The sequence below is a fragment of the Lachnoclostridium sp. Marseille-P6806 genome, assembly GCF_964238185.1.
GTDB lineage: Bacteria > Bacillota > Clostridia > Lachnospirales > Lachnospiraceae > Brotaphodocola.
Genome location: NZ_CAXSLG010000004.1, coordinates 219,830 through 236,954, shown reverse-complemented (window position 1 = coordinate 236,954; position 17,125 = coordinate 219,830). Strand labels below are relative to the sequence as shown.

At 45.2% G+C, this 17,125-nt stretch carries 16 protein-coding genes and 1 tRNA gene; 3 read left to right on the top strand and 14 right to left on the bottom strand.

What is annotated here, in order from left to right:
* Positions 1-338 precede the first annotated feature (338 nt).
* From ACESON_RS07270 to ACESON_RS07205, 14 genes are all read right to left on the bottom strand, one after another.
* Positions 339-842: an N-acetyltransferase family protein gene (locus ACESON_RS07270; RefSeq protein ID WP_373109055.1), complete on the bottom strand. Its 504-nt coding sequence runs from the start codon at positions 840-842 to the stop codon at positions 339-341.
* A 100-nt stretch (positions 843-942) separates the two neighbouring features.
* Positions 943-1,815, bottom strand: a complete 873-nt coding sequence (locus tag ACESON_RS07265; RefSeq protein ID WP_177959319.1) for an alpha/beta hydrolase fold domain-containing protein — start codon at positions 1,813-1,815, stop codon at positions 943-945.
* 35 nt (positions 1,816-1,850) lie between these two features.
* Positions 1,851-3,140, bottom strand: coding sequence for an SLC13 family permease (locus tag ACESON_RS07260; RefSeq protein ID WP_373109054.1), 1,290 nt, complete (start codon positions 3,138-3,140; stop codon positions 1,851-1,853).
* Between the two features lie 107 nt (positions 3,141-3,247).
* On the bottom strand, positions 3,248-4,390 hold the full coding sequence (locus ACESON_RS07255) for a mandelate racemase/muconate lactonizing enzyme family protein (RefSeq protein WP_373109053.1): 1,143 nt from the start codon (positions 4,388-4,390) through the stop codon (positions 3,248-3,250).
* Between the two features lie 251 nt (positions 4,391-4,641).
* A complete protein-coding gene (locus ACESON_RS07250; protein WP_177959316.1) occupies positions 4,642-5,727 on the bottom strand; it encodes a helix-turn-helix domain-containing protein in 1,086 nt (361 codons plus the stop codon).
* Positions 5,728-6,007: 280 nt separating this feature from the next.
* Positions 6,008-6,078: transfer RNA gene (locus ACESON_RS07245), tRNA-Trp, on the bottom strand.
* 190 nt (positions 6,079-6,268) lie between these two features.
* Positions 6,269-7,657, bottom strand: coding sequence for a DNA repair protein RadA (gene radA / locus ACESON_RS07240; RefSeq protein WP_177959315.1), 1,389 nt, complete (start codon positions 7,655-7,657; stop codon positions 6,269-6,271).
* 10 nt (positions 7,658-7,667) lie between these two features.
* The gene (locus ACESON_RS07235; protein ID WP_177959314.1) at positions 7,668-8,081 is read right to left on the bottom strand and encodes an endosialidase; all 414 of its coding nucleotides are present in this window, start codon (positions 8,079-8,081) and stop codon (positions 7,668-7,670) included.
* A gap of 90 nt (positions 8,082-8,171) precedes the next feature.
* Positions 8,172-10,625: an ATP-dependent Clp protease ATP-binding subunit gene (locus tag ACESON_RS07230; protein WP_373109052.1), complete on the bottom strand. Its 2,454-nt coding sequence runs from the start codon at positions 10,623-10,625 to the stop codon at positions 8,172-8,174.
* A 34-nt stretch (positions 10,626-10,659) separates the two neighbouring features.
* Positions 10,660-11,694: an ATP--guanido phosphotransferase gene (locus ACESON_RS07225; RefSeq protein ID WP_373109051.1), complete on the bottom strand. Its 1,035-nt coding sequence runs from the start codon at positions 11,692-11,694 to the stop codon at positions 10,660-10,662.
* Complete coding sequence (locus tag ACESON_RS07220) at positions 11,691-12,269, bottom strand: UvrB/UvrC motif-containing protein (protein ID WP_373109050.1); 579 nt, start codon at positions 12,267-12,269, stop codon at positions 11,691-11,693. The genes ACESON_RS07225 and ACESON_RS07220 overlap by 4 nt, the downstream gene beginning before the upstream one ends.
* Positions 12,270-12,292: 23 nt before the next feature.
* Positions 12,293-12,676, bottom strand: coding sequence for a GntR family transcriptional regulator (locus tag ACESON_RS07215; RefSeq protein ID WP_177959310.1), 384 nt, complete (start codon positions 12,674-12,676; stop codon positions 12,293-12,295).
* Positions 12,677-12,778: 102 nt separating this feature from the next.
* Complete coding sequence (locus ACESON_RS07210; RefSeq protein ID WP_177959309.1) at positions 12,779-14,386, bottom strand: hypothetical protein; 1,608 nt, start codon at positions 14,384-14,386, stop codon at positions 12,779-12,781.
* 21 nt (positions 14,387-14,407) lie between these two features.
* Positions 14,408-15,787, bottom strand: a complete 1,380-nt coding sequence (locus ACESON_RS07205) for an MATE family efflux transporter (protein WP_177959308.1) — start codon at positions 15,785-15,787, stop codon at positions 14,408-14,410.
* A gap of 185 nt (positions 15,788-15,972) precedes the next feature.
* Here ACESON_RS07205 and ACESON_RS07200 point away from each other — a divergent pair, with 185 nt between their 5' ends.
* From ACESON_RS07200 to trxA, 3 genes are read left to right on the top strand one after another with little or no spacing between them, the layout of a single operon-like run.
* The gene (locus tag ACESON_RS07200) at positions 15,973-16,185 is read left to right on the top strand and encodes a 4Fe-4S binding protein (RefSeq protein ID WP_373109049.1); all 213 of its coding nucleotides are present in this window, start codon (positions 15,973-15,975) and stop codon (positions 16,183-16,185) included.
* Positions 16,182-16,757 carry a 4Fe-4S binding protein gene (locus ACESON_RS07195; protein ID WP_373109048.1) on the top strand — a complete coding sequence of 192 codons (576 nt, stop codon included), beginning with the start codon at positions 16,182-16,184 and terminating at the stop codon, positions 16,755-16,757. Before ACESON_RS07200 ends, ACESON_RS07195 begins: the two co-directional genes overlap by 4 nt.
* 52 nt (positions 16,758-16,809) lie before the next feature.
* Positions 16,810-17,121 carry a thioredoxin gene (trxA, locus tag ACESON_RS07190; RefSeq protein ID WP_177959305.1) on the top strand — a complete coding sequence of 104 codons (312 nt, stop codon included), beginning with the start codon at positions 16,810-16,812 and terminating at the stop codon, positions 17,119-17,121.
* Positions 17,122-17,125: the final 4 nt, after the last annotated feature.

Here is a 17,125-nt window from a genome sequence, read left to right as displayed (position 1 = left end):
GAAGAAAAACTGTTTGAATCCTTTTGAGCTTCATCATATCCCTCCTTCGCAATCTCCAAAGCACGCCTCTTTGTTTTTTTATTTTATCATATGGATCTTAACATTTTATCACTGCTTTCTTATATTTATTTGACAATCTCTTTTATGTGAAAAAAACATTCAGACGCAGGAATCGATAAAATCAAAAAGAACTTCTCGATAACTTAAAAGAGGTGTCGCAAAACACGGGAATTCTGCTAGATATAGTGTCTTGCCCGCCGTTTGGCATGGCGTATCTAGTAGGAAAAACCCAGTCTGCGACATCCTCTTTACAGTCTCAGTATGAAATATTTTATACGCTATCTTAAATCAAGATACATAACAGCAAAGTCTATGTACTCTTCCTTTATTTTGAAATATGCCGGTGATGTTCCAATATGCCTGAAGCCAAATTTTTCATACAATCGGATTGCCTGCTCATTATCCTTTCTCACATCCAGATTGATAATTTCGATCCCGTTTTCCTTTGCATACTGAATCAATTCCTTCATAAGCATGCTTCCGATTCCCTGTCCCCAGTAATGTTTTCTCACAGCAATACTCAATTCAGCCCGATGACTCATTCTGCGCGGCATTCCGCTCAAGCTTCCATTTCCGACAATCTCACCGTCCTTACAGGCAACCAAAAATATGGATGTTTTATCATTATGAAGATTTTCAAGAAACATTTCTTCCTGTTCGGGTGTAACTGAAAATTCGCCTTCCCCAAAACTTAGATTATCCGATTCGCCGCCAATTTCTTTTAAATGACGGATTAGCTGTCCGGCATCTTTTGCCAATGCTTCTCTGATAACAATTCCCATAATATGGCCTCCTTTAACAGTGATTTATAAAGCATTCATCCCTCCAAAGCTTTATCGTACTATGATTGTATCACATATATTTTTAAAATCACACAATTTATTACACCAATCGTTCCATGAATTTTTCAATCAACGACAGGCTCTCCTCCCATTCATCCGTGCGATTTATTGTAAATCCATGATGACTTTTTGTAAATCTTTTACAGGTAACAGGAACCCCTGCTCTGGACAGTTTCATGGCAAATTCTTCATCCTCAAAGCAAAGACTGTCTAGTCCCGCACTCATAATCAATGTTTCTGGAAATCCCCTCAGTTGTTCCTCTTCAGCAAACAGAGGGGATACATAAGGATTTTTTGCAGCCTCACCTTCACAATAAAATGCATTATATATTCTTGCTGTCTCTGCAGGCATATCACCTTCTATCCGTGTCTTTAATACCGGATCCGTATAAAGATCTGTCGGAAAAAATTCTGCAATTAGTCCTTTGGGCTGAAACTCCCTGGTCTCACCTGCTTTCATACACACCGTAACAGCCAAATTTCCTCCTGCGCTGTGTCCAATAAGAAAAATCCGGTTTGTATCTACCTCTAATTCCTTACTATGTTCAAAAGCATATTTTACTACCTGGTACGCCTCATCAACTGCCTTTGGAAACGGGTTTTCCGGTGCAAGGCTATAATCTACATCCCATACAAGTGCATTAAATTTTTCTGCCATTCTGCTGCAGAACACCCGATCCTTATCCTGCCGCCCTTTCATAAAGCCTCCGCCATGAAAATTAATAATCATTCCACTGTTAGAACTGCGTTTTTCACTGATTATTTGAAACACCGGTACACTGCCACCAGACACTGGAATTTCTATAAGCTTCTGGATCGCTGTCAGAGAATCTAATTCCTCTCTGTCCACCTTTCCATACAAATCCCTGCTGCGTATCTGAATAGCCCGCTCTATCATTTCTTTTCTTGTCATATTTCCTCTTTTCATTCTGCATATTCCATATTACTTTACATAATCGGAAAAATAGTCATAATCCACCCTACAGAAATCACACACGCAATGACAGCAAACAGCATTCCCTGTTTTATCATAGATGCCTGATTATATCCTCCTTCTTCCATTATGTAAGGAACTGCGGCTGTTGCCATTGGTGTCATAAATGCGGAAAGACAGGCTGCCTGAATTAAAATCATTAATCCTACCGGATTTCCGCCAATACTTGCGCAGGTTGCAATCGCAATCGGATGAAAAATCATCATTGTTCCGCGATTACTCATAAACTGAGTCATAATAAACGGAATAATAAAGAAAATAAGACCAACAAGATAGGAATTTCCGCCAAGACCCTTGACTAAATTTGCAATAATACCTCCAATCAAATCACCTGCTCCTGTTGCACTTAATGCCCCTGCCATAGCCAGCGCTCCTACAATTAATAACAACATACTGACTGGCAGCGCATTGGTTGCTTCTCTTGGCTTTAAAACACCACACAGGATCATCAAAAGTGCTCCGATCAAACAAATTTCCCAAGTTGCAAGGTGAAGCTTATCTGCAAACATTAACGCAATCGCATCACCAAAAAAGATCATGATACCTGCTTTTTCTGCAAATGGTTTTAAAGGCTCCTTTTTTGCTGCTTTTTTTGCAGAGTCTGCTATTGCAGTTGGAGATACTTCAGGTGCCAGTTTATAAGCAAAAAAAGCAAAATACAGAATAGAAAATACTAACATTGGTAAACGAGCTTTCATTGGATCTAAGAATTCAACCATATGTGCTGTGTAACCATAAGATTCAATATAGCCGTTCAATTCTGCTGCAATTGTAGCCCCTGCACCAAACGGAAGAGTACAGCATGTGCAAATCGTCACAACACCCACTGGGAACACCACTTTACTTCGACTAATCCCCATAGATTCTGCAGATGCAATCAGCATAGGTGCAACAATGCCGAATACTACTACAGGGCTCTGAATGAACTGGCTTAACAGAGTTCCGATTAATACATATCCCAGCATCATTTTATTTACACTGCCTTTGGATACTCTGGAAATCCCGTTTGCAAGATTCATACAAAACTGAGTACGGTTAAAGCCTGCTGCAACAACGCACATCCCTGCAATCATAATAACATTGTTATTAGCAAAATAACTCAAAGCTTCTTTTACGTCTAGACATCCAGTAAGTGTAAGGGCCATAAAAGATGTCATGGAAATTGTTGCAAGACTATAAAGACCACTGCAGTAACCTGCAATCGTTACTGCAAAAATAAATAAACAAACTGCCAACTGACTCATAAGTTTTCCCCTTTTCAATTTTCAATTTTTGCGTACAAGAAACACATCCTGCAGAAGCATCTTCTGCCGGTTTTGCCAAATCTGTATTTTTTATTTTCCAAACATTATTATAAATCTCTTACAGAACCATCATAATTGATCTGAGCATTGATTCCCCTCTGCTTCGGTGGGAATTTCTCTGAAATATCATCAATTAACTCGATACCAATACCTGGACGATTTGGAACCTTTATATATCCATGTTCTACCTCCAGCGGCTCTTTCAGCATTGCAGCTTCTCCTCCCTGCAAATAGAAAGATGGGAACTCCTGAATGGTAAAATTGGGAATAGAGGCATCCAACTGAAGACACGCTGCTGTGGAAACAGGGCCAAGCGGATTATGTGGAACAATTCCCACATAGTTTGCTTCTGCCATGGCAGCCACTTTTTTTGCAGGTGTAATGCCGCCTAACGCACAAACATCAGGCCGCACATAACGGGCCGCTTTTTTTGTCATAATCAATTCCATTTCCTGAATATTAATACAGCGCTCCCCTGTCGCAATCGGAATAGAAATTTTTGACGCTACATCTGCCATTACTTCTACGTTATCAGGTGCAATGGGATCCTCCAGAAAAAGAGGATGATATTTTTCTACCGCATTGCCAAAAGCAATTGCCTCTGACGGAGTTAGGGATCTATGACACTCCAAAACAAAATCAAAATCCTCTCCTACTGACTGACGGCATGCAGCTACCATATCCGTATATTTTTTTACTTTCCCATTAAAAATGTCATCTTCCATGCCTGTCTGAGTCTGACTCATATCACCAGTAATCATTAACCGGGCACATGTAAATCCCTGCTTTTTTAGTTCTAAACACCCTTTTGCCATGGCTTCCGGGGTAAACTGAAAAACTGCTCCATAGCTGCGAACCTTATCTCTTGTCCGTCCGCCTAAAAGCTCATATACCGGAACCCCAAGAGCCTTTCCTTTAATATCCCAAAGGGCAATATCAATCGCAGATATCGCACTCATAAGGATTGCACCGCGAAAATACATACTACGGTACATATATTGATTGTGATGTTCAATCTGAAACGGATCTTTGCCAACGAGATATCCACGAAATTTTTTCAGGCACTCTGCTGCCGCATCAATGAAGCCCCAGGCGCCTACCTCACCAATTCCTGAAATTCCTGTATCTGTAATTATCTTAACAAAAAGATATTTACTTGCCGGAATCAGCGTTAAATCTGTAATTTTCATAACAGTCTCCTTTATAGAATGTTTCTTTTATCACGCGTGATTGATTGATATTCTTATTTTATCAGTTTCCCTTTTTTAAATCTTTCCAAACATTTACAGTTTTTTTCTGCAAAAATAAAAAGCATCAGCCTATGGCCCATGCTTTTTATTATAAACAATCTAAAAAATCGCCCTTATTTTTAACGAATTCTAAAGATAAATTTTGGTTTTTTATTATTTCTATTCTAACTATACGCCCATACTGTCTTATTTTAGAAAGACTCTTTTGTAAAATCATCCAGAATTTTTTGAAGCTTTTCCACTTCTTCACAAGAACGCTGAGCCTGCTGTTTTAAATCCTTCAGCTTTTCTTCATATTTTTCCGTTTTCCCGTAATATCCAAAATCCAATATCTCACATTCTTTAGCCCTATACCTGTAATTCTCTAATTTTTTATTCAGCAGTTCATTATTTGTGGAAAGAAACGTTCGTTTTTCCAAAAGTTCCTTTCCCCGATCTTCTGCAAGAATTTGCTGACGGTACTGCATGGGAGACTTCCCAAAGGTTTTCTTAAAAGCTGTATTAAATGCTTTCACATCAGGGAATCCGTTATTGTGTGCAATTTCAAGTACAGTGCTTTCTGTAGAACACAATTCTAAAGTTGCTTCTCTCACTCGTATTCGTGTCAGATAATCATAAAAATTTACACCCACATGATTTTTAAAGTATACAGATAAGTAACTGGAATTGTATGGACACACCTTCCCCAAATCATGAAGCGATAACCTTTCTTTATAATTTTCCTCCACATAGTTCAAAATCTGTTCAATCAAATTCTGCTGTTTTTTTGTTCGGAGACATTCCGTTATTTCCTGGCGTTTCGGCTCAAATAAATAGAAAAGCAAGGAAAGCAGTCTATTCAGTTTTTGCTCATATTCAAGACTTTCCAAAGGATTCACTGCTTCTCCATGATACATCAAGTCTGACATAATTCCACGAATTTCCAGTGCCTGACTGCAGTACCGATTTTGGCTATTCGTATTCCCTTCAAATATCCATTCCTTCATTTGACCAAAATATGCTTTCAGATATTCCGGTTCCAAATGAATCACCATGGCAATACTGTTTTCCTTTTTAGCTAAAGAAGCATGTCCTACGTTAGAATTGATTACCATAAAGTCATCTTCTTCCATTAAGACAGTTTTTCCTCCACAGCTTAGTTCCACTGTCCCTTTTATCACTAAAAAAATTTCCAATGCTTTATGCCAATTATAACGATACTGCCCAATATGATAAATATACTGGCATATCTCTAAGTTTCGATCTGGGATTTTTCTTTCGTAGAAATATTTCTCCATTAACTCAGCTCCATGATATCTCTCGTCTGCACTACAGTTATTTATTATACCGTTGGCCTAACTCAATATCAATCTAATTTTCGCTCAAATATTCTGTTCTTTATCTATGGCTCATGTATTTATGCTCTGGGGAAATGCTTCGAGAGCCATTTTCATACCGCCTAAGTGGAATCCCCCCAAATACCAAAAATTTCCCCAATCTGTTTTTGATTAAAACAAAAAACGCCGAACCCCTTACAACCTAAGGCATTTCGACGTTTCCTCTTTTCAAAATAAAAAGCAGGGGAAGAGGGGCTCGAACCCCCATCTACGGTTTTGGAGACCGCTGCTCTACCATTGAACTATTCCCCTGGATTGTGAAGTATTTCTGATGTGTCACTCACAACGATAGTTATGATATCATATCTATAAGAATCTGTCAACAGCTATTTCAATATTTTTTTAAATTTTGCAAAAATATATTCAATTCGTAACGGTTCAGGACGGAGCCATCTTCTTATCCGGCTTTTCCACCGTCCTGAATCCTTACTTTTCTTTCCTGTTACAGCAGTGCGATTGCTTCCCGGACGCTGCTGACTCCGTACAGCTTGATTCGATGATCCGGCTTCATTTTATCCAGGCACACTTTTGGAAGGATACAGGCTTCAAAGCCCAGCTTCACCGCCTCATGGATCCGCTGTTCTGCCATGGATACCGCCCGCACCTCTCCGGATAAGCCTACCTCACCGAAAATCATGGTTTTGGGATTTACAGGCCTGTCCTTTAGGCTGGATACCAGAGCCATAACAATCGCCAGATCCAGCGCCGGTTCACTCATCTTCAGTCCGCCCGCAATATTCACATACGCATCGTAACGTGACATTTCATAGCGGCATCGCTTCTCCAGAACTGCCATGAGAAGATTCACCCGGTTATAATCTGTTCCGGCAGCAGTCCGCCTCGGCATACCAAAATTGGTCTGTGTTACCAGTGCCTGAACCTCTAAAAGAACCGGGCGAGTTCCCTCAATGGAACAGGCCACCACCGCTCCGGAGGCATCCTCCGGACGGCCGCTGAGCAGGTATTCCGAAGGATTCTTTACCTCCTCCAGCCCCTTCTCCTGCATTTCAAAAACACCTATCTCATTGGTGGAACCAAACCTGTTTTTGACTCCGCGGAGAATCCGGTAGGAGGCATTGCGCTCTCCTTCAAAATAAAGCACCGTATCCACCATATGCTCTAAAACCCTGGGACCAGCTACAACACCTTCCTTGGTCACATGTCCTACGATAAATACCGTTATGCCCATTCCTTTGGCAATCTGCATCAGAATACTGGTGGATTCCCGCACCTGGCTGACACTGCCTGGTGCAGAGGACACATCCTCCCGAAACATCGTCTGGATGGAATCAATGATGACAACCTCAGGAGAGGCATTGCGAATCGCCTCCTCAATCGTATCCAGATTGGTTTCACACAGAAACAGCAGATCTCCCGTAATCGTTCCGATTCGGCTTGCCCGCAGCTTAATCTGTTTTAAGGATTCCTCTCCGGATATATACAAAACACGGCGGCCTGCGGCCGCCAGATTCCGGCATACCTGTAAAAGTAAAGTGGATTTTCCAATACCGGGATCGCCTCCAACTAAAACCAGGGAGCCGGACACAATGCCGCTCCCCAGTACGCGATCCAGCTCCTGATATCCGGTTGGAATCCGATCCTGCTCTTCTAAGGAAACCTGGTCAAGACGCACAGGCATTGGCTGTTCCCCAACGCCTCGGCGGACAGCCAACGCGCTTCCAAAAGCCCGCCCCGGCGCTGTTTCCCGTTTGCCCACCGGCTCCTCTACCATAGTATTCCACTGTCTGCAGGCCGGACACTGCCCCATCCATTTGCTGGATTCATAACCGCACTCTTTACAGAAAAATGCAGTTGATTTTGCCTTCGCCATATGTATTCCTCTACCGCTTTACAACCTTTACCCGGCAGGCAGCGCCTTCATTTAACTCAACGCTTACAACCAGCTTACCGCTCATATTGGTTTTCATTCCGCCTACTGCCACATCATCTACATAAACCTCATATTCTGTGTCATCCTCCAGCTGAATAGTAATCTGGGCATCTCTGTCACCCTCTACAGAAAATTCTACTCCATCTGGATTTGCAGAAAAATGGTTTGCTGCGGTTCCGGGAACGGACTCATAGACAAACAGTCCGTTCCTTTCCAGTTTCGTGATTTCATGAAATGTCTTAATCTTATATAAATCTCCTGCATGCTCAAAATCCTGCAGCTTGGATTTTGTCTCCAGTTTGTAGTTTCCAAAGCTGATGGTTCCGTCCGCCTCAGAGCGGATTAAAGAATCAATTACCGGCATAAATTTGCCCTCCTGTATTTTAATTTCTTATTGTATTGTACTGCCTGTGATTACCTGTTTAGTATAACTCACTCCGCGTGAAAAGACCAGTCATTTTCCTGCTTCTGAGGCAAAAAACTTAAGTCCATCCTCTCCCCGTTCTACACGAACCTGGTCTCCGGCTGCAACTGTTCCGTCGAGAACCGCTTCTGCCAGCTTATCCTCCAGATAATTCTGAATTGCCCTGCGCAGCGGTCTTGCGCCGTACTTCTCATCGTATCCCTTTTCCACAAGAAATTCCTTTGCCTCCTCGCTGACAGAAAGACTCAGATTCATCTGGCGTTCTGTTCTCTTTCCAATTCCGGCCAGCATAATGTTCACAATCTCTTTTATATGCTCCTGATTCAGCTGGTGGAATACAATAATCTCATCAATTCGGTTGAGGAATTCCGGCTTGAACATCCGTTTTACTTCCTCCATAACCCGATCCTTCATGAATTTATACCGTTCTCCCGCATCATCGTTGGATGCAAAGCCCAGCCGTTTCGGAGACACAATATTTTCTGCCCCTGCATTGGATGTCATAATAATTACCGTATTTTTAAAATCAATCTTTCTGCCCTGGGCATCCGTAATGTGTCCATCATCCAGAACCTGAAGAAGAATGTTAAACACATCAGGATGCGCCTTCTCCACCTCATCAAACAGGATAACAGAATAAGGATTGCGGCGAACCTTTTCGCTGAGCTGTCCGCCCTCCTCATAGCCCACATATCCTGGGGGAGAACCAATCATCTTGGAGACGCTGTGCTTCTCCATATATTCGGACATATCTACCCGAATCAGAGCATTCTCTGTTCCAAACATGGCCTCTGCCAAAGCCTTGCAAAGCTCTGTCTTTCCAACTCCGGTTGGTCCAAGGAATAAGAAGGAACCAATGGGACGCTTCGGATCCTTTAAGCCTACCCGGCCTCTGCGGATTGCGCGGGAGACAGCGGTCACCGCCTCCTCCTGGCCTACTACCCTTCCGTGAAGAATTGACTCCAGCATTTTCAGCCGCTCAGATTCCTCCTGCTCCAGCTTGCGCACAGGAATTCTCGTCCATCCGGAAACCACATCTGCAATTTCTCCCTCATCAACAATCAGCTTGCGGGAAGCCTTTTCCTTCTGCCATTTTGTCCGGATCCGATCAATCTTTTCCCTTTTCTTTTCCTGCTTTTTCTTCAGCTCACCGGCCTTTTCGTAGGCCTCTGTCTTAATCGCCTCTTCCTTCTGCTGCTCCAGCTTCTGAATATCCTGCTCCAGTGTTTTAATCTCTGCAGGCTCCACATAAGCAGTCAGACGCACTCTGGAGGATGCCTCGTCAATCAGATCAATCGCTTTATCTGGAAGAAAGCGATCATTAATATAGCGCGCAGACAGCCTTACTGCTGCAGTCAGAGCCTGATCAGTAATCGTTACCTTGTGATGCTCCTCATACCGCGGCCTAAGACCCTTTAAAATCTGAATGGACTGCTCCTCTCCTGGCTCCTCCACCATAACGGGCTGGAACCGGCGCTCCAGAGCCGCGTCCTTTTCGATATATTTCCGGTATTCCTCAATGGTTGTTGCGCCAATCAGCTGGATCTCTCCCCGTGCCAGGGACGGCTTTAAAATATTGGACGCATCAATGGCTCCCTCTGCACCTCCTGCGCCGATGATTGTGTGAATCTCGTCAATAAATAAAAGCACCTCTCCGTCCTGAGTCACTTCGGAAATCACCTTTTTAATCCGCTCTTCAAATTCGCCCCGGTACTTGGAACCTGCTACCATTCCCGACAGATCCAGGGTCAAAACTCGTTTTTCTGCAATAATTTCCGGCACATTTCCCCCCGCAATCAGCTGGGCCAGACCTTCCACTACTGCTGTTTTTCCCACCCCTGGCTCACCAATCAGGCAGGGATTGTTTTTCGTGCGACGGCTTAAAATCTGGATAAGCCTCTGGATTTCCTGTTCTCTTCCAAGCACCGGATCCAGCCGGTTTTCCCTGGCAAGCGCTGTCAAATCACGGCTGTAGCTGTCCAAAGTCGGCGTTGCTGTTCTTCCAGCGGCTTTTCCTCCCTGCAGCTCTTCCTTTTCTGCCGGAGCGTCCTCTCCCATAGCAGAAAGCAGATCCAGGTAAATTTTCTGGATACTGATTCCCATGGTATTCAGAAGGCGGACTGCCACACAGTCACTTTCCCGAATCATGGAAATCAAAAGATGCTCGGTTCCGATTAACGGCGCTTTAAACCGCACTGCTTCACGGTAGCTGTTTTCCAGTACCCGGGTAGCGCTGGGCGTGTAGGTGCTGCGCTCTGCCATGCCAACCGACTGATTGGGGGCAATCAGCTGATTGATCAGCTCCGTCACTTTTTCCACCCGCACCCCACAGTCTTCCAGCACACGGGCTGCCACGCCGCTTTTTTCCCGCAGCAGGCCAATCAGCAGATGCTCGGTTCCCACATAACTGTGACCCAGCTCTTCTGCCGCTTCAACAGCCATGCCTATGGCCTCCCTTGCCTGCTCTGTAAATCGATCTATCATGCAAATAAGTCCTCCTTGTTGTCAAAAATATACTCTACCTCAGCTCCGGCAGTTCCCGGCGCAGATATGCTGCCCGGGCCATATCCAGCTCATTCTTTCCCAGAGGCCGGTCAGAAAGCTTCTGAAGACTGGCCGGCTGAATACCCAGCATCAGCCTGTATACCGCGCAGGGCTCTCTCGTTTCCAGAATTCCGTCGTCCAGACCGGACATAAGCCGAGAAAGAAACGTCATGGCATCTTTATAGGAAAGCCGTCTTGCATATTTCAAAACACCATAGGATTTATATGCTTCATCCGCGCATTCCAGACTATGTTTTTCCATGGCCATCTTTCTTACCTGCGCCTCCTGGGCGCTTAACTGCAGAGCAACCCTGGTTACCAGATCCAGGATCTCCTTTTCGCTGATTCCCAGAGTTTTCTGATTGCTGACCTCATAGAGAGCTCCGTAATTTTCATTTTCATCACCGTATACACTCCGGACAGTTGCTCCAAACCTGCTCATTTCCGAGGTAAGGCCATGAAACTTTTTGCCCATGGAAAGAGAAGGCAGATGAAGAACCACCGAAGCCCGCAGTCCTGTTCCCATATTGGTGGGAAACGAGGTCAGATAACCATATTTTTCATCAAATGCGTATTCAAATTTTTCATTAATAAAATCATCAATCCGATCGGCCTGCTTCCAAAGCTCCTCCAGATGCATTCCTGCTGAAAGAAGCTGGATTCGGATGTGATCTGTGCCGTTTAACACAATTCCGGCATCCTCCTCCTCAGACAGAATCAGTCCCGCCGGCGTTTTTTTTGCGGCAATAGTAGAGTTAATCACTCTTCTCTCTCGCAGGGCCTTTTTATCCAGCTCACTTAATTTCTGCAGATCCTCATATTCATAATCTCTGCCGTCTGCTGTTCCCAGCTCCCGCAGTCCGTATTTCAGCTGACGGATCATCTCTTCTCCTGCGTCCGGAGTCAGGCGTGACGGAAAGACATATTGATTCCAGTTGCGGACCAGCCGGATCCTGCTGCTGATAACAGCAGGCCTCTCTCGATCCACCCGTTCATACCACTTCATCATTCTCCGTTTTCCTCTCTCAATGCTTTGATCTTGTCACGGCAAAGGGCGGCTGTCTCATAATCCTCTCTCCGCACAGCCTCCTGCCTTCTTGCCTCCAGAATACGAATCTGTTCCTGAACTGTATCCGCTTCCTGAAAAACAGTTCCCGGCTGGGCGGCAGCTTCGCCTCCAAACTCTCCGGAAGTTTCCGACTCCTGCCTGTGGTATTTGGGATGTTTTCCCTTATGGGCATCGCTTCCCTGAAGCTGCTTAATATTATCACTGATCAGCAAATCAAACACACCATAACAGTCCGGACATCCGAACCGGCTGTTTTTTACAAAATCTTCATAGCTGAGTCCGCAGGTAGGACATGCTACCTGACAGGAACTGGTTTCCTGCCCCCCTTCATTCAGACCCAGAAGCCCTGACAGCAGCTTGCCCAGAGGGAAGTCACTGTCAAAGATTGCGGAATAGGGACCAAAATCCAGTTCCCGGGCACACTGGGCGCAGAAATTGTGTTCTTTTCTGACACCGTTTACAATCTCGGTATATTGGATATTAGCCTCTCTGATTTTACAGCGTTCACATAACATGGCAATCCTCCATCCGTTTTCTTCTATTCTTCGCATTTTCTGGTATAGTAATCATAAATATCATCTACCATCTGATGCACTTCCCCGCGGCTGATATTCTTGCACAGACTTCTGGCCAGAATCACAGCCAGCTCTCTCTGCAGCGCCTCAAGAGCCTCCAGCTTATTCACATCCAGCGCAATAACTGCACCCTTTCTGCGATCCAGCTTAATAAATCCCTCCTGACGCAGCACCGAATAGGCTTTATTTACTGTATGCATATTAATCCCGATGTTGTCAGCGAGCTGACGGACAGACGGAAGAGAATCCCCCTCCCGAATCCGGTCTGTGGCAATCCCGAGAATAATCTGATTCTTCAGCTGAACATAGATGGCTTCCTCGCTTTCAAAATCAATTTTTATGACCATACCTTCACCGTCTTTCCTCTCCATTGTTATACAAATGCTATAACAACATTATAACAAAAACAGAGAGGAAGTCAATACTGCACTTCCTCTGTCCTGCCGGCATTACTGCATCGCTCTGTTCAGATGCCGCATGGGTGCCATGCAGCTGAGTTCTTTTCCATCCACATCCCGCAGCTGTCCGTCCTGAATAAAATTGTAAACCTGAATATTGTCCAGATAAGCCTCTCCGTCTGCCTCAAATTCCACAGAATAATATCCGTCTCTTCCAAATTCCAGCGTGTATTGTTGTTCCCCATCCACCGAAACCTGCTGCTTCTGTGTTCCCAGAGACACGGTCACTGTCACAGGGCCGTCACTGTCTGCCGTAAACCGCACATAATTGTCATGGGTATTCCGTCCTCCAATCCTGTGTCCGATTTTCTGACTGATTTTCCCTCCAGGCAAAATCATCATCTGACTGCTGCCGTTTCTTGTCTGAACCGCTGCCCCTGACACCTCCCAGCCCCGGCTTCCCAAAGCGAACTGACTGTTATAAACCGGATTATTGGTATAATTCCGGTAAGTCCATATGCCATAGCCATTGGTATACTGATGCAGCAGTTCCGGAAGCCCCATCAAAAATAATCCCCTGTGAGATTCCAGAAGTCTGGCATTTGATTGAAAGTCCTCCGTCTCATCCATATAAAGAAGCTGATCAATCATAATCGGCTTTCCGCCGTTATGGGCCTTTACCTGTGCCAGCTGCTCTCCCATTGTTCGAAATGCCTCATGAACCAGAACGGTCTGTCCTGCCGCCCGCCCCATAGAAACGCTGTACATCAGAGCGGTATAATCTGCATCTCCACAGTCAAAGGTGTCAAAATGACTGACCCTTGTCATCTCTTCTCCACCCGCACCGGGAACCGAATCTGCATCCAGCCGTACCTCCATGGAAAGACCGGGAAAACATTTCTGGGTATCTACAAGAAGTTCCTCCAGATAAGCATCATAGAATTCATAAAACAGCCGATAAGCGTGATCACTGCGCCCTGGAATATACACATCTGAATAAGACGAAAAGGGAACTGCAGGCTGATAGATTTCATTCAGCTGGCTCAGAGTATAGTGCTTTTTCAGATAATCCTGAAATCCGATCTGCTTTGCTTCCTTTCTGCTGTTATCCCTTCTTCCAAAATTTCCCGCATCCTCTGCATAATTCCAGAAGTCCTCCCAGGTCATAAATCCTCCGCAGAAATTAGAATAACGGCTTCCGGTTTCATAAATCCTTCCTGCATAAGCCAGCCAGCCGTTTCTCACAGCCTCGCTTCTTAAAAGCTCCCGAAAACGATATACCGAGCTCTCATCCCCATAATAATCCCAGGTATAGCCAACTCGAAACATAACAGAAAGCCCCTGTTTTTCTGCTGCCTCCATAACCTGATCCAGTTTTTCAAAGGCATAAGGATTATAGGTAAGGGGCATGACTGACGGCTGAAATTCCCTCCATGGGATTACCAGAATAATCGTATTAAATCCGTCTGCTGCAATCTGCGCCAGCTCCTCCTCCATATGATCGCTTTCTGTATTCCAGAAATTAGATACCCAGGCATCTGATGTATAGGTTGCCGCCCGGATATATCCCGCTTCCTCTGCCCGGACGCTCAGCGGCGGCGCTGCCGCTATCAGACATCCTGCCAAAGCTCCGCACAAGCCTCTGTAGTATTTTCGCATTTTCATCTCCTGTATCCCCAATTATGTATTTTTCTTTTCTCCGTTCCCCTGTTCCTTCAGCTCCGGCATTACCGTGGCCAGCATCGTAAGAAAGCAGGCAAGGCCTCCAATGAGATTGGAAATCGGCTCTGCCGCAAACACGCCCTTCGTTCCCAGACCTGCAATCTGAGGAAGCAGCCAGGTCAAAGGAGCAACAATAATCACCTTCCGGAAAATTGAGAAAAAGACCGCACGTTTTGCTTTTCCAAGAGCCACAAACACCGCCTGACCAGAAAACTGAAGCGACATCAGGAAAAATCCAAAATAATAAATCTGCATGGCCGGAATCCCCGCTGCCACCAGATCCGCATCCTGGTTAAAAATACGGATAAAGAACTCCGGAAATCCATGAACCAGAATCCACACTGCCGTAGTGTATACAATGGCTGAAATCGATGTAAACCAGATAGCCTTCCTCACACGCCCGTATTCTCCGGCCCCATAATTGTATCCCATAACCGGCTGAGCGCTGTGAGTAATTCCCTGCACCGGCATACTGACAACCTCCCGGACAGAATTGATGACTGTCATTACTCCCACATACAGATCTCCTCCGTAGATCTGCAGCGTAGCGTTGCACATAATCTGAACCAGACTGTTAGTAATTGCCATAGTAAAACCGGAAAGTCCCAATGCCACAATATTTCTCACCCGCGGCCATTCCAGCCTCATACAGCTGACCTTTAGCTTCAGAATCGTCTTTTCCCCTGTCAAAAACCGGAGGATCCACGCCGCGCTGAGTCCCTGAGAAATCACTGTGGCAAGGGCCGCCCCCTGTACCCCCATATCCAGCACAAAAATAAAGATAGGATCCAGTATAATATTTGCCACTGCGCCGAGAAGGACTGTCATCATTCCGATCTTTCCAAAGCCCTGGCTGTTAATAAAGGAATTCATTCCCAGCCCCACCATGACAAATACGCTTCCAAGAAGATAAATGCTCAGATAGCTGTCTGCATAAGGAAATGTCTGATCACTGGCTCCAAACAAATAAAGCATGGGACGTTTCAGCAAAAGCCCCAATATCGTCAGAACCACTCCACATCCCACCATCATACAGAAGGAATTTCCCATGATCCGCTCTGCCTCTTCCTCATTTCCCCGCCCCCGTTCAATCGAGCAGAGAGGCGAGCCTCCCATACCAAAAAGATTGGCAAATGCAATCACCATGGAAATAACCGGAAGACAAAGTCCCAATCCTGTCAGCGAAAGCGTCGCATGATCTGGTATTCGTCCAATATAAATTCTGTCTACAATATTATACAGTACATTGATCAGCTGGGCCAGTGTCATAGGAATCGCCAGATTCACAATGTTTCCCACAATGCTTCCCTTTGAAAAGTCATTTTTCTCCCCTGCCATTTCTACCGCCCCCTTTGCAATTACGTTTATTTTAACGCGGCGAATGCACATTTGCAAGACTGAACCTGACTGCTTGAAACGCACTTTTCTCAATGTGACAATATCACAGAACTTTTTCTTTTCCTGTAGTATAGTATCATCAACAGGCAGGAAAAACTACCTGCCACTCAGGAAAGGAAGCTGTCATGAATCAGAACATCAGAAAGAAAAAGAAAGCCTTTGTAGACGAAGCCCACTGTGTTGCCTGCGGCTCCTGCGTAAAAGTGTGTCCCACATCTGCCATTCAGATATGGCAGGGAATTACCGCCAGGGTTGCTGAAACAGTTTGTGTAGGATGCGGAAAATGCGCCCGGGAATGTCCGGCATCCGTTATCCGCATTCAGGAGGAGAATCCATGAAGCAGAAAAAACACTGGTACGACTATCTCTGGATTGCATCCCTCACCTATCTGGTTCTGGGATTCTTCAATATCCTGTTTGCCTGGCTGGGCCTGCTTTGCTTTTTTATTCCTCTGATTATTTCTCTGGTCAAGGGAAACAAGGGCTACTGCAACCGCTACTGCGGAAGAGGACAGCTGTTTGGACTGCTGGGCGGACAATTCGGTCTGTCGCGAAAGCGTGACATTCCCGCCTGGATGAAAAGCAGAGGATTCCGATATGGTTTCCTGATATTCTTCCTGGTCATGTTCCTGCAGATGCTCTGGAACACCTGGCTGGTGTTCTCCGGCGCAAGAGAGCTGAGACAGGCTGTGACGCTTCTGTGGACCTTCCGGGTTCCCTGGCACTGGGCCTACCATCAGACCGGGCTGCCGCCGGCTGCTGCCCAGTTTGCCTTTGGCTTCTACAGCGTCATGCTGACCTCCACCATTCTGGGGATTGTCACTATGGTACTGTTTAAGCCCCGCTCCTGGTGTGTCTACTGTCCCATGGGCACCATGACTCAGCTTATCTGCAAAGCAAAAAACAGATAGATTTCAATCATTTTCATAAAACATAATCATTACGAAAAAGGAGGATTCCCCTATGTCAGCATTAACCATTAAAAAAGAAAATTTTCAGAAAGAAATCCTGAATTCCGATAAACCTGTCCTTCTGGACTTCTGGGCCAGCTGGTGCGGCCCATGCCGGATGGTTTCTCCCCTTGTAGATGAAATCGCAGAGGAGCACCCGGAATTCACCGTAGGAAAAGTAAACGTGGATGAACAGCCGGAACTGGCAGCTCAGTTTCATGTCATGAGTATTCCCTCTCTGTTTGTACTGAAAAACGGAAAAATTGTCAATCAGGCCATGGGCGCAAGACCCAAACAGCAGATTCTTGCCATGATGAACAAATAACAGC